Origin of the sequence: Lacinutrix sp. Hel_I_90 (assembly GCF_000934685.1) — a bacterium.
GTDB lineage: Bacteria > Bacteroidota > Bacteroidia > Flavobacteriales > Flavobacteriaceae > Lacinutrix.
Genome location: NZ_JYNQ01000001.1, coordinates 430,105 through 445,077, shown reverse-complemented (window position 1 = coordinate 445,077; position 14,973 = coordinate 430,105). Strand labels below are relative to the sequence as shown.

Below are 14,973 nucleotides of genomic sequence, written 5' to 3'. Positions count from 1 at the left end.
ATAATCCTCCGTGGAATAGCATTTTTTAACGCTATTAGAGATACTATGTATTTAGAAATACAAATTACTATTTAATTACAAGCTAATGGTCGCTTCCTTAGAATACTTTATTGATTTCGCTGTAGTAATTTAAAAATAAAGATGCTTCAATTATAGAACTGAAGCATCTTTTGGCGACTAATTACTGGTTAATTAAATTCCTATTCAATAATTAATTTTTTTACAACTGCTTTATCACCTTCAGATTGGATTTTTACAACGTAAATTCCAGAACTAAGGGCTAAGTTATTAGCAGAGAGATTATTGACACCAGGATTTAATCTTCCTTCGTATTTTTTCTGTCCTAATATAGTATAAATGCTAACCCTTATATCTTTAGTGCTTTTCGAGCTTACAGTAAGAGAAAATTGATCTCTTGTTGGGTTAGGAATCATTTCAATAACACCAATCCCTTCGTCTTCATTGCCTATTAAAGCTATTTTATTGTCTAATTTAGCAATAACGTCTTTGGCAGATAATAAACCATCACAAGCGCCTTCATAAATGCGAACATTAGAGAACAACGAATTGTTTCCAGATCCCACATCATTATCATTAATAAATACAAGTCTATCTGCATTTCCAGAGTAGAAGTTTCCTACTGGTATCGTATACGTTTTCGTTCCACTACCAGAATAGTTGTCAAAGTTAGTCACCCCATAATTTTGCGTGCCATAAACTTTAAAGTAACGAGAAGGCGTTAAGGTATTGTCGTTTTCAAACCCAACACCATGAATTTCACCTTCAGAAGTACTATTAAAATCAAAAGAGATAACAGTATTTGCTGTAACTGTGTAATTAAGAGCAATGTATTTCCATGTATTATTCTGTAGCGATAATGTCGTTCCGCTTGCTGTGAAATTCCCTGCTGCATCTTGATTAGAAAAACCGATGATTTGGAAATTATCAAAATTAATAGTTGCACATGTAGATGGAGGATCTACAGTACCATTTTGAATGCTAACAGCATCAATAGCGATATCACTTTGCCAACCGCTACTACCCGAGCCAGTAACTGCATTAAAGCGCAACTGTACACTTCCCTCTCCTGCATAAGACGAAAGCTCTAAATTTGCCTGGTTCCAACCTGTTCCTTGTGCTCCTGTTTTATTAAAAACACTAGTCCATTCACCACTATTATTGATTCTAGCTTCGACATCTAATGTTTTTATTGCGCTGCCCACCATATGATATTGGAATGCCAGTGTTGGCGAATCTAATGCACTAAAATCTAAACAAGGAGAGTTTAAGATTGCTCTTTTATTAGGAAAACCTGTTCCATCACCCGAAGCTTCCACATAAAGGTAGAAGTTACCGTCTGCTCCACTACTTGGGCCTGTACCTGTAGAAGGTGTTCCGCCAGAATCTCTTGTCCAGTCAAGATCATCCACTGAGGTCTCTTGAGCCCAATCTCCTATATTAGTTTCAAAACTTTCTGTATTAGGGAAATTAGAAATATCTCCAGTACATTCAGCAGTAACTGGCCCGTCAATAGCAGCACCAATTTGAATGGCATCAATAGCTACATCCCCAGTATAATTACTTCCAGTAACCGTATTAATTCTTAATTGTACGCTATCATTGCCTGCATAAGCATCAAGGTCAATAATTATAGCATTCCAATCACTACCTTGTGCTCCAGATTTGCTAAAGATAGTTTCCCAATCACCCGCATTATTTGTTCGTGCTTCCACTGATAATGTGCCAATGGTAGCACCTAGCATGTGGTATTGAAAGCCTAGTTTAGCAGTAGATAAGCTACTTAAATCTAAACATGGTGAATTTAGAATCGCTCTTTTTGTTGGGTATCCTGTTCCATTTCCTGAGGCTTCCACATAAATATAGGAAGTTCCATCAATAGCACTATTGGGTCCAGTACCAGTAGAAGGTGTTCCACCTGCATTGACCGTCCAATTTAAATCATCAGCTGTTGCTTGTTCCCATGCGCCTATAGTTCCTTCAAAACTTTCGCTGTAAGGGAAAGAAGAGACATTTCCAGAACAAGTCTCACCAGTAGGAGGAGATGGATCTAATGCGCCATCAATATCAAATCGAGAGAAGAAGTTCCAAATTTCTTGAGAAGTGTTTACGTTTCCACCATTCCAGCTATGTCCTTTGCCTTGAACTGTAATAAATTCTGCCGTTACACCATTATCACCATTATCCCAAATAGCACGTGTAGACCCACCTCCTAATTGAATAATTTCAGGGGTAGCATCTGCATTGTTGTAATTTGCCCAATATTCCATAACATCCAGGATGGGTTTATTAGAGCCGTTACCATTTATAGAAATAGTACCATCATTTGTACCTGTTATTTGTAAAACAGCAGTTGGATGTTGTGGTTGGCATTGGTTATTATCTATCCAACTTCTGGTCATACTTCCTGCTACAGAAGCCACAGCGGCAATTCTGGAGCTTAATTCGCAGGCTAGCCGATAGCTAAAAAAGCCTCCATTAGAAAATCCAGTCGCATAAATACGTTTTTCATTAATATTAAAATCTGATTGAATTTTATTGATTAAAGCGTCTGAAAACCCCAAATCATCTTCGTTGCCACCAAAACTATTGTTTATCGCCCATCCTGAGAAAAACCCGCCCAAACCTTGAGGGGTAACAAATATAAATTGATTGTCTTCTGCTAATTGCTGAAAATCACTTTGGTTATATTGAATATTAATTGTGTTTGTAAAACCATGGAAATTTAAAATGAGTGGCGCTGGTGTATTAGAATCGTAACTTTGAGGGATATAGAGGCGGTATTGTCTTGTTTTTCCATCGTGTTGTAGTGTCGTATTAATAACTTGCTGTGCATAGACAGAGACCGTAGTTATAAATGTAATGGCCAAAAGCAATAAAGCTCTATTGGTAAAGGTAATTTTTCTGTTCATTTTAATGGTTTTAAAATTAATTAATTAATCTAAAAACAACAAAACGCACAATTTACCTGACTAATATAGTTAATATTTTGAGTTAATTGTAATTTTTCAAGCCATTTTTTATTGAATTAATAAAAGAAAGCCTTTTCAAAAATCAGAGACAAGGTTTTAAGAATCAACAAGTACCGTCTTTCTTTTTAAATCGTTTTAAGTGCTTAAAGCGTGAGGATAAAGAAAGCATTTACTAGCAGACTTTATTTAATAATTAGGGACTAATAGCACTCATTTTTCAAAAGGGTACTATAAAAACAAAAACAGCATCTAAAAAAAATTAGATGCTGTTCTTAATGAGATTTAGAAGAATACTGTTATTTCAAAGATTTCATATCAATTACAAACCGATATTTAACATCATTATTGGTAACACGCTCATAAGCTGCGTTTATATCTTGCATGTCTATAAGCTCAATATCACTTGTAATATTATGTTCTCCACAAAAATCTAACATCTCTTGTGTTTCTTTAATACCGCCAATTAAAGAGCCCGCAATTCGCTTACGTCCCATAATGATGCTTCCACCATGAAATGGTTTTAAAGGCTCCACTGCCCCAACTAAAACCATGGTTGCATCAATTTTAAGTAATCCTAAGTAGGGATCCATTTCATGACCTACAGGAATGGTATTTAAAATGAAATCGAAACTTCCTTTGTGTTTTTTCATTTCATCTTGATCTTTAGAGACTAAAACGTCATGAGCGCCTAAACGTTTAGCATCTTGTCCTTTTTCTGGCGATGTTGTAATCATTACTACATGTGCACCTAATGCATTGGCAAATTTAACGCCCATATGCCCTAATCCGCCTAAACCAATCACGCCTACTTTGTCTCCTTTTTTCACTTTCCAGTGACTTAATGGTGACCAGGTTGTCACACCTGCACATAATAAAGGAGCCGTTGCTGCTTCATCTAAATGTTCTGGAATACGGAGTACAAATTTTTCATCTACAACGACTGACGTTGAATAGCCACCATACGTTTGTATGCCTTCAATATGTTTATCCGGACTATTATACGTAAATGTGGCTCCTTTTTCGCAAAATTGTTCTAAATCTTGCTCGCAAGAGGAACAGGTTTGGCAAGAATCTACCATACACCCTACGCCTACTACATCGCCTACTTTGTAGTTATTGACCCCATTACCAACTTCTACTACGCGACCAATAATTTCGTGTCCTGGGACCACTGGATAGTTTGATCCTTTCCAGTCATTTCTCACAGTATGTATATCACTATGACACACACCACAATAGGTAATATCAATTTTGACATCGCCAGTCCCTACTGCTCTTCTTTGTATGTCTAAAGGTTTTAAATCGGCTGTTGCTGCTGTTGCACCATATGCTTTTATTGTTGTCGTTGCCATAATTATCTGTTTTTTAAGGTTACTTATCATTCAATGCTGTATTTAATACTTTAGATACAGACATACTTCTTTAGCTGTATGTGCTATTTGCTGAAATTGTTCTGCATCAATATTTTGTATCGCTCCTTCTAGGTTTAAGCTAAATTTTGTGATGGTACCGTCTTCAAAAGTAACGCTTTATCAACCTCTAAACCTGTTGCTGTAAAATCAGCTTCGTTTAGCAAGATTATGAATTGCATAGCAATACAACTGGCATGTGCTGCCCCAATTAATTCTTAAGGATTGGCTCCTTGCGCTCCACCTTTAATCCGTGTGAAACAAATACTGTGTTTTATTGAGAACTTTACTTCCAGTAGTGAGCCTTCCTTGTCCTGCTTTACCACTGCCTTTCCATTCTGCATTTGCTTTTCTTGTAAAGGTCATCCTGTGTTTTTAAGTTAAACAGTTTCTTTAGAGGCTTTTGGATAATCTGTATACCCTTTAGCTCCTGTGGTGTAGAACGTATCGTCATCCCATTCTGCAAGACCCAAGTTATTTTCAAAGCGTTCCACTAAATCCGGGTTAGAGATGTACGGCTTACCGTAGGCGACTAAATCGGCATGGCCTTCCTGGATAACTTTATTTCCTTTTTCTTGATCAAAGGCGGTGTTAATCATTAATGTTCCGTTGTATAACGGACGGAAATGTTTAGCGATTTCCCTCACAGCATAGGGTATTTCTGAAACATCTGAAAAGGGTTCAGAAAGATGCACATAGGCTAAATTATAATCGTTTAATTTTTTTATAAGGTATTCAAAGGTGGGGATAGTGTCTTCATCCATAGTCATACCAAATAAACCATCTAACGAGGGATTAAAGCGAGCGCCTATTTTTTCCTGTGGAATGACTTCTTTCATGGCATCTAGGACTTCAAAGAAGAAACGCGTTTTGTTTTCAATGCTTCCGCCGTAGTCATCTGTTCGCTTATTAGAGGAACCATTAAAAAATTGATGGAACAAATAGCCATTAGAAGAATGTATTTCTACGCCGTCAAAACCTGCTTCTACTGCATTTGCAGCTGCTTTTTGAAAATCTTTAACCGTTGTTTTAATCTCTTCAACAGTCATTTCTTTAGGTGTAACCGTATCTTTAAACCCTTCTGGAGTATAGGATTTAGCGTTTGGGTTTATAGCTGAAGCCGATAATGGTAACGTGCCGTTATGAAAATCAGGGTGAGACATGCGTCCAACATGCCATAATTGAATAAAGATTTTTCCACCTTTATCATGGACCCGTTTGGTTACTTTTTTCCAACCTTCAACTTGCTGGTCTGAATAAATACCTGGTGTATTTATATATCCTACAGCTTGGGTAGACACTTGCGAGCCTTCTGTAATAATTAAACCTGCCGATGCGCGTTGCTCGTAATACAAACCATGTAAATCATCTGTTGGTATGTGACCCGCATTATCTGCTCTACTGCGCGTCATAGGTGCCATAACGACTCTGTTGTTTAGGGAAATGTTTTTGTTATATGGGGTTAATAAATGTTGTTTGCTCATGTCTTAATTTATAATTTGTGAATACAAACAAATGTACAGCACTAAAACAGCAATAGTATTGATCTAAATCAATTAGGATAGCTTTAACTTTTTTCTAACCCTACTTAAGTTTTCTGGAGTGACCCCTAAATAGTTCGCAATGTCATAATTTGTTACTCTGTCTTCTATATTAGGATAGGTGGTACAGAACTCGAGATAACGTTCTTGTGTGTTTTTTTCTTGTGCAGACAAAATTCGTTTCCGTTGAGCAATGAAAGCACTAGTGATTAAAATTCTAAAATAACGCTCAAAAATAGGGGCTTCCGCGTAAATTTTTTGAAGGCTATCATAATTAATGGATAGTAATTGAGCGTCTTCTATTGCTTCAATATATATTTTTGAAGGACCTTGATTGTAAAAGGCATCAAAATCACCAATCCACCAATTTTCTTCAGCAAATTGAATGATGTGTCTATTCCCTTTATCATCTATATAATAAGCCTTTAAACATCCTTTTACAACAAAATATTCGTGCTTTACAGAAGTCTCTGGTTTTAGTAAAAAAGCACCTTTTTTAACTAAAACTTCATTTAACGCCGAAGTAAATAGCCTTATGGCAGGCGCTGTTGGACTAATATGATTAGTAATGTGCTTGGTGATTGAAGGATGCATACTACAAAGATGGTAAATTGATTGGCTTTTCGCAATACGAAAGGTAATGAATGACTGCCTTTTTTTTAGAGTGCAAAATTAAACTATAGAAAGCAGTTAATTATTTAAAAATTGACCTTGCCATGTAATTTCATCTGTGTGCTATAATTAGGTAAAATTAAGAATAGAAAAAGAAGACATTAAACCTTTTTCCTTAGTATAATTAAATTTTCAAATTGTACTAAAACCCTTTTAGAATTAAAAAGGGACCCCTGCAGTCTAAAGGTGGATTTGAGATTTTTAAAGCAATTTTCAGAAAGAAAAAAACCACAACGCATTTGGAGTAAGAACTAGGCCAATAGCTGTTTTTTAGGAATAGTTGACATCATTAAGTTATAATGGTTTTAGTCTTTAAAATGTTAAAAAAATGAATTATTCTACACTAAAATAGCGTAATGATAAGGTTAATTTAGCTATACTTGCAAAAATAAATAAAATTTTAAAATCATCGCTAATGTTTAAAAACTACCGCTCCTACCTAGTGCTTTTAGCACTTTTCAATTTTTGTTTCGTGTTTTCACAAAACGATTTAAAATCGTCACCTCATGGCGATCAAATTCTAGATTATTTAAAACAAAAACAATTTAGTTTAAACGACAAAGATCTCAGTGGCCTTTTTGTAGATTATGAGTATATCGCCAAAAATACAGGTATTACACATGTCTATTTAGGCCAGAAAATACAGGGTGTTCCTGTAAGGAATGCCATTTCAAGTATGGCTGTTAAAAACAATAAGATTGCCTATTTTAGTAATACGTTAATTACTCGTACTTCAGAAAAGGTGAACACGGTGACCCCTGCTTTATCGTCAAGTCAAGCCGTTTTTAATGTCTTGTCTTATTTGAAGCTCAACACAAATAAAACCTTAAAAACTAAAAGTCAGGATGGTAATAATTATGTGTTTTCCAATGAAGCTATTTCAAGAGAAGACATTCCTGTTAAGCTAGTTTTTACTAAGCATGAGAGTAAAAAATTACTACTCGCTTGGGAAGTAATTATAGCTACTTTAGACACTAAACATATATGGAATCTTAAAGTAGATGCCGTTACTGGCGGAATATTATCAGTTTCTGATCAAGTTATAAGCTGTAATTTCGATACCAACCATGAATCAAATAAATCACTACGGGCTCATAAACATGAAGGCGAAACATCACACTTCAATTTATTCAAAACCAACACAGCAAGTACCAGTTTAGCTTCTGGGTACAATGTGTTTCCTATGCCAACAGAGAGTCCTAATCATGGTACACGCGTTTTGGTTACTGACCCTGAAAATATAACGGCCTCTCCTTACGGGTGGCATGATACCAATGGTATCACTGGGGCCGAATATACAATTACCAGAGGTAATAATGTATACGCACAGGAAGATGTTGATGCCAATAACGGTTTTGGCTATGCTCCAGATGGTGGAGCAAGTTTAATCTTTGACTTCCCTTACAGCCCGACCAACGAACCACTGGCGCAACAAGACGCCGCAATAACCAATTTGTTTTATTGGAACAATATTATGCATGATGTTTATTATCAGTATGGATTTGATGAGCCTGCTGGAAATTTCCAAGAAAACAACTACGGAAAAGGTGGTGTTGGAGGTGATTATGTGATTGCCGATGCTCAAGATGGTAATGGAACAAATAACGCCAATTTTTCTACGCCAGCAGACGGTGGTAACGGTCGTATGCAAATGTACTTATGGACTGGTGGTGGTACTTCAACCAGTTTTAGTGTGAATAGCCCTTCAGTAATTGCTGGGACATATGGTTCTGCTAGTGCGCAATTTGGAGCCAGTTCATATAATGTAACCGGTAATTTAGTGCTCGTAAATCCTAATGAGGGTTGTAGTGCTTTGGTTAATGGTGCTGCTATTAGTGGAAATATTGCGGTTGTAGATCGTGGTAGTTGTGAATTTGGATTAAAAGCATTGAATGCTCAAAATGCAGGAGCTATTGCTGTTGTGGTTGTAAATAATACAACAGGCGTAATTAATATGGGGCCTGGTGCTAATGGCGCTTCTGTTACCATTCCTGTAATTATGATTAGTCAAGCAGACGGCGCGACCATTAAAGCACAACTACCTGGTGTGTCTGTGACACTTCAAGCTTTTTCGCAACCAGCTTTGGATGGTGATTTTGATAATGGTATTGTAGCCCATGAATACGGCCACGGTATTTCGACACGTTTGGCTGGTGGGCCAGGAAATTCAGGATGTTTACAAAATGAAGAGCAAATGGGCGAAGGTTGGTCAGATTGGTTTGGATTAATGCTAACTATTGAATTAGGAGATACTGGCGCAGATTCTCGTGGAATTGGAACTTATGCTGGTGGTGAACCAACCTCTGGTACTGGTATTCGTAGCTTCCCATACTCGAATGATATGACTATAAATCCGCACACCTACGATGCTATTAAAACAGAATCAATACCACATGGTGTAGGCTCCGTTTGGTCTGCAATGATTTGGGACCTTACCTGGACTCTTATAGATTTAGAAGGTTATGATGCCGATGTGTACAACGGAACAGGTGGTAACAATATCGCTTTACACTTAGTGCTTCAAGGCTTAAAATTACAACCTTGTAGCCCTGGTTTTGTTGATGGAAGAGATGCTATTTTAGCAGCTGACGAATTACTATATGATGGGGCTTATCGTTGTGCTATTTGGGAAGTTTTTGCAAGACGAGGTCTTGGATTTAGTGCTTCTCAAGGTAGTTCTGCTTCAAGAGCAGATGGCGCCGAAGCTTACGATTTACCTACAGACTTAGGGGTTAGAGTATCAAATGCATCCGATGTGAACATTGCAAATGAGGGAGATACTGTTGCTTTTTCTATATTTATCGACAATTGTAATGAAGATACAGATGTTAACGTAGCAAGTAATTTTAGTAATGTAACTCTAGATTATGTCGCTAACTCTGCAAGTAATAGCGGAGCCTTTAATGCGAATGCGGTGAGCTATCCTACAATTGCTAACTTGGCAACTGGAAGCAGTTTAACGTATACCTATGAAGCTCGAATAAAAAACGGAAGCTACTATGCTCCAATGAGTGTATTTCAAGATAATATGGATGCCGCTGCAAACTGGACGGAGTCTGGTTCTGGCCCAAATGCTTGGACCATTACCAATGATCCTATTTGCGGAAGCTCGTCTTACTATTGCAGTGATATCGCTTCAAACTCTCTACGATATATTACGCTGAACCCCTTTATTCTTAATGGTGTAGCCGTTTTATCCTTCAATCATAGTTTTAACACTGAAGAGAATTGGGATGGTGGTTTTGTTGAAATCACTAATGATGGTGGTGCCACATGGACCGATTTAGCTGCTTATTTTGATTCAAACGGTTATAATGGTTATGTAAATGATAATCCTTCAACACCTGCTTTTTCTGGAAATAGTAATGGTTGCATTACAACAAGTACTATACCATTAACAGATTTTCCTGGGACCATACAAATTAGATTTAAATTTGAAACGGATGCAGCAGTTGGTGGCGATGGTTGGTACATTGATAATGTTTCTTTAACAGATCATGCTGCAGCAGTAATTGAAAATACAGTGACTGGTAATAGCTTCTCAGACAGTAAAAAACAGGCTGTACTTATTAGTCCGTCTCTATCGGTAAAAGATATGAATATTGAAGGCTTTTCAATCTATCCAAACCCAACAAGTGATGTTGTTTTTATTCAAGCTTCTCAAGCTTTAGATAATGCTAATGTCTCGGTTTATGATGTTTTAGGTAGAAATTTCTCTAAAGAAATAGCTGTTAAAACAATGGAGTCTACTAAAATAAGTGTTGATTTAAGTCAACTAGCTTCTGGTCTTTATTTTGTTTCTGTTGAAAACAATGGTTTACAAAGCACTAAACGAATTATTAAGAACTAGAGTGCTTTAATTTTTAATAAAAAAGGGATTGGTAAAATAAACCAATCCCTTTTTTATTTTTAAAAACTTCCAGATTGAAACTCAATCGTATGGTGTTTTTTGTTTTTCTTCTATCAGTACTTTTCACGAGGGTTTAAGTATACTATTAATTATTCTTTACTCAAGAAGAAAGTCAGTCAATCAGAACAAACACCAGCGTCCTTCTTGGAACAACTAAGCCCAGAGCGTTTTTTACCAATATATATTGAGGTGTTTTTTAGTTTCATTTAAAATCAAGTACATGAGAAAATGTACGTTGAAGAAATCAGATGAGACTTGTGAGTTTGTTACCAGTGCATAAAACATAAGAAAAAAAAGTATACATTCGCCAATTATTTAGAGCTATTTATGAAACCTAAAAAGGTATTGATTGTTCATGACGATTATGGGATTTCTTATTTGTTAAAAAAAATACTAGAGAGGCCAGACGTTACTTATGAAGTTGCTAACACCTATATGGATGTAGAGCAATTATTGTTAGAGACTATTTTTGATTTGGTCATAACAGATGTGACCATTCAGGGTGCTTTTACCAATGACTATTTACAATTTTTGAAAAACAAACTACAAAATGTCTTTATTATAATTGTTTCTGAAATGAATCAAATTGAAATCAAAAAGGAAGTAGAATTACTGGGTATCGATACCTTTATAGATCTTCCCATTGCTGTAAATGAATTGAAAAATAAGGTTAATGCTTTCTTTTAATGGCACTGCAAGATCTTATTTCGCTTATTAGCCTACTCCTTATTATTCTTATAGTCCTTTGGGCTTTTATTGCGTATAGTATTGTTTACAGAGTGCTTAAAACGAAACAGCAGTCTAATCTTAAAATAAAAACAATAGACGCTATTGCGCTTCATTTTTTAAATCCAAACGCGGTTCATATAACCGAAAATAAAAAGTGGTTAAAACAAAAACAGGCTAAAAACCATTACTGGCTTATTGCTAGTGTTTTTTTGAAGGTTAATAACGTACTACTTACTGCAGAGGCTAATAGTTTAAAAACGATGGCTACAGATTCTGGTGTTATACCATTGATCTCTAAAGATTTAAAAAGTGTACTTTGGTACAAAAAAGCAAAAGCTATTATGTTTTGTTATGAATTTGGACTTAACGAGTATATAAATAGTATTACACCCTATAGAAATCATAAAAACGTATTAGTACGCAGAGAAGCACAAATTGCCCTTGTTGTGCTGTTAGGCTGGAAGAGCTTAAAACTGTTTCCCTATATAGAATATCCAATTTCGTTATGGCAGCAAATACGTATTATTGAAAAGCTAAAGCAATATCATCCTATCGCTCAAGAAAAATATTTACAAAAAGCTTTAATGACCAAGAACCCATATGTTAAAGAACTTTTAATTAGAATTATACGCACTTTTAAATTAGAAGTCTATAAATATTATATCATCAAACAATTATATACAAAGGATGTATTTTTAGTTGAAAGTGCTTTAGTAACACTATCATCTTTTCAATTGAATAAATATGAAATTGAAGAAATTGCAACTTCTGCTTCTAATATTATAGCAACTAAACTACGGATTAAGACTTTAAGTTTTTTAAATAACCAACGTATAGCATTAACTCAAAGCCTTTAATTTTATGAATGACATTGTGAAAAGTGGTTTTGATTATTTCTTCTTAATCTATGGTATTGCTTTATTCTCATGCTATTTTGGATTTGTAATTTTAGCTATTAGGGCTATTAAAGCGAATGCGAAACGCGTTACTTTTTTAAACATAAATGATATTAAAGGAGCTGATGATTTACCCACGGTAAGCTTAATTGCGCCGGCTTACAATGAAGCAAAATCTATTGTTATTAATGTAAATTCTTTACTTGCTATACAATATCCTTTTTACGAGCTTATTGTTGTTAATGATGGTAGTAAAGACAATACTTTAGAACAATTAATTAAAGAGTTTGAGTTAGTAATCACTCCAATAACTAAAGACTCTGATGAGATACTTCATACAGAAGTCGTTGCGGTTTATAAAAGTAAAAATGTAAAATATAGCCATTTAACAGTGGTTGATAAAAAAAACGGTGGTCGTGCAGATGCTATAAATTGCGGTATTTCTTATGCGACGACAGCTCTTGTTTTATGTACAGACGCAGATTGTATTATAGAACAGGACGCACTTTTAAAAATGGTAAGACCGTATTTGGAATCTGTAGACAAAGAAGTTATAGCTTGTGGTGGTGCTATAGGAATTGCTAACGATTCTATAATTAAAAACGGTATATTAAAAGAACTAAAACTACCTAAAAGTATTATTGCTAGAATACAAGTTGTAGAATACATAAGGGCTTTTTTATTAGGTAGAATGGCTTGGGGCCAGATAGATGGTTTGATGTTGGTTTCTGGTGCTTTTGGACTATATCCTAGGCAACGTGTGTTAGAAGTTGGTGGTTTTGATGTTACAACGGTTGGTGAAGATCTTGAACTGTGTATTAGATTAAGAGCGCATATGGAACGTTTGAAACAACCTTATGCTGTGGTATATATTCCAGAAACACTTTGCTGGACAGAAGCACCTTCTAATTACAAAGTTTACATAACACAGAGAGACCGTTGGGCTAGAGGTTTATGGGAAACATTAAAGAAACATCGTTATTTACTGTACAATACTAAATATGGTATGATGGGAACCATTTTCTTTCCATATTGGTGTTTTTTTGAATTTGGAGCGCCAATAGTTGAGCTTTTAGGGGTTATTTATATTATTATTTGTGGCCTTTTGGGTATTATTAATTGGCCTATATGTTTTGCCTTATTTATTGTGGTTTATTTAATTGGTTGTCTTTTTTCTACCCTATCCATTTTATTATATACTATAAATTTCAAACATTATGTAAAACCCTCGATGCTTGTTAAACTCTTATTAGCTGCTTATTTAGAGCCTTTTGTAACGCATCCAGCCATGTTATATGCCGAAATAAAAGGCTATTACAAAAAGATTTTTGGGATTCAATCGTCTTGGGGAACAATGACTAGAAAAGGATTTACAACTATGAAATAAAATAGACCTAAGTTAAAACCGATACTTTAGTCCTACATTACATACTATTTGGTTTCCCTTTAAACCATTCGCTAAGTCTTCGTTTAAATAGCCTGTACTAAGCGTAATACCATAGCTTTTAATCCATTTATTTACTCCCAAATTTATGTATTTAGCAACTAGATCTGGATTATTAGCAATCTGTGTAAACCTAGACCTATCATCTGGAGAGATACCAGTGCCTAGTCTTAAAAAAAGGTAATCTCCAGGGGTTTTCAAATAAAACCGGGTGTTTAATTGATAGTTCTGTATTAGCTTTCCATCTTTTTCTGGACCTATAAATGCACGACCATTAATATAAAACTGACCAACATATTTTGTGGCGCCTATTACTGGAGTGAAAAAAGACTGAGTCTCAAACTCTAAATATCTAAAACCAGCTTCAATCTCGATTATATTTTCTATTGAATAATAGACTGAAAGGCTGCCGCCAAAATTTTGAAAAAAATCAGCATCAGAGGTGTTTAAACTGATATAAGAATACCATTTTTTAGAAAAGACAGGATAAGCATCAATTTCATACAACATCCCCTCGTTAGTACCTCTGTCATTATAAATAACCCGTGCTGTTACGGCCTGTTTACCAAAATAGCGCATATAATCTAAACCTACCACATGCCATGATTCATAGCTTGGGTAGTCTTTTGAAAATGAAATTAATTCATAATTTAAGCTTATTTGATTAACACTTATTTGTTTTTTAAGGTCTTGTAGTCTATAGTTTTGAATACTATTTAAAGATTTGTCTTTTAAGTTTTGAAGACTACTTTTGGCTGTTTTTTTGTCGTTTAGGTTTAAAAACGCCTCTGCTTTTGTTAATACAAAATCAATAGTGTTGTCTAAAAAACCACTAATGGTATTTCTGTAGTCATTCAAATCTGTGATGCGTTCATAAAGCAGCATTTGCCTGAGGGCTAATGGTGTACATTCTGTCTTTGAATTATTCAACAAATAAAGAATGTCCTTTTCAGAAGCTTCTAATTGGTTTGTTTCTTGTTCTATACGTATTTGTAACAGTCTTATGTCGGTATACTCTGGTGCTATTAAAATAGCGTTGTTGGTTAATTCTAAAGCAGGTATATAGTGTTTATCCTTATACAATTGTTGTGCTTCGTTAAATAAAGAGTCTACATCAATTTTATTGTTTTGAGCAAATAAAAAGAGTGGGAAAAGTATTGAAATTATAAAAAAAGCATTTGATTTAATCATGTTTTTTTGTGGTGTAAATAATAAGTAAATGAACAAATTAAAATCTAATTTTAGATAAAAAAGTCTAACTATTTCAAGACATAAATAGTTAGTTATAGCGGCTTAGTTTTATTAAAAAATACAATACGTTTTACAGCCCTTCTAAGTCTTAGATTTATCAATTATAATATTAAGCTAAGTCTTATTTTAAT

Annotated in this window: 9 protein-coding genes; 4 read left to right on the top strand and 5 right to left on the bottom strand. The window is 35.0% G+C overall.

What is annotated here, in order from left to right; all coding sequences use genetic code 11:
• Positions 1–200: 200 nt before the first annotated feature.
• The 4 genes from GQ46_RS01955 to GQ46_RS01940 form a co-directional block, all read right to left on the bottom strand.
• Complete coding sequence (locus tag GQ46_RS01955) at positions 201–2,930, bottom strand: T9SS type A sorting domain-containing protein (protein WP_044397865.1); 2,730 nt, start codon at positions 2,928–2,930, stop codon at positions 201–203.
• A 356-nt stretch (positions 2,931–3,286) separates the two neighbouring features.
• A complete protein-coding gene (locus GQ46_RS01950; RefSeq protein WP_044397863.1) occupies positions 3,287–4,342 on the bottom strand; it encodes an NAD(P)-dependent alcohol dehydrogenase in 1,056 nt (351 codons plus the stop codon).
• A 437-nt stretch (positions 4,343–4,779) separates the two neighbouring features.
• Complete coding sequence (locus tag GQ46_RS01945; RefSeq protein ID WP_044397862.1) at positions 4,780–5,883, bottom strand: alkene reductase; 1,104 nt, start codon at positions 5,881–5,883, stop codon at positions 4,780–4,782.
• Between the two features lie 72 nt (positions 5,884–5,955).
• Positions 5,956–6,534, bottom strand: a complete 579-nt coding sequence (locus GQ46_RS01940; protein WP_044397857.1) for a Crp/Fnr family transcriptional regulator — start codon at positions 6,532–6,534, stop codon at positions 5,956–5,958.
• Between the two features lie 493 nt (positions 6,535–7,027).
• On the opposite strand from GQ46_RS01940, the gene GQ46_RS01935 reads away from it, so the two are divergent.
• The 4 genes from GQ46_RS01935 to GQ46_RS01920 all read left to right on the top strand — a co-directional run bounded on the left by GQ46_RS01935 (position 7,028) and on the right by GQ46_RS01920 (position 13,534).
• Complete coding sequence (locus GQ46_RS01935) at positions 7,028–10,462, top strand: T9SS-dependent M36 family metallopeptidase (protein ID WP_052503374.1); 3,435 nt, start codon at positions 7,028–7,030, stop codon at positions 10,460–10,462.
• A gap of 387 nt (positions 10,463–10,849) precedes the next feature.
• Positions 10,850–11,209: a response regulator gene (locus tag GQ46_RS01930; protein ID WP_044397855.1), complete on the top strand. Its 360-nt coding sequence runs from the start codon at positions 10,850–10,852 to the stop codon at positions 11,207–11,209.
• Positions 11,209–12,108, top strand: coding sequence for a hypothetical protein (locus tag GQ46_RS01925; RefSeq protein ID WP_044397853.1), 900 nt, complete (start codon positions 11,209–11,211; stop codon positions 12,106–12,108). The genes GQ46_RS01930 and GQ46_RS01925 overlap by 1 nt, the downstream gene beginning before the upstream one ends.
• Positions 12,109–12,112: 4 nt before the next feature.
• The gene (locus GQ46_RS01920) at positions 12,113–13,534 is read left to right on the top strand and encodes a glycosyltransferase (RefSeq protein ID WP_052503373.1); all 1,422 of its coding nucleotides are present in this window, start codon (positions 12,113–12,115) and stop codon (positions 13,532–13,534) included.
• A 12-nt stretch (positions 13,535–13,546) separates the two neighbouring features.
• On the opposite strand, the gene GQ46_RS01915 is transcribed toward GQ46_RS01920, so the two are convergent.
• A complete protein-coding gene (locus GQ46_RS01915) occupies positions 13,547–14,782 on the bottom strand; it encodes a YaiO family outer membrane beta-barrel protein (protein ID WP_044397851.1) in 1,236 nt (411 codons plus the stop codon).
• Positions 14,783–14,973: the final 191 nt, after the last annotated feature.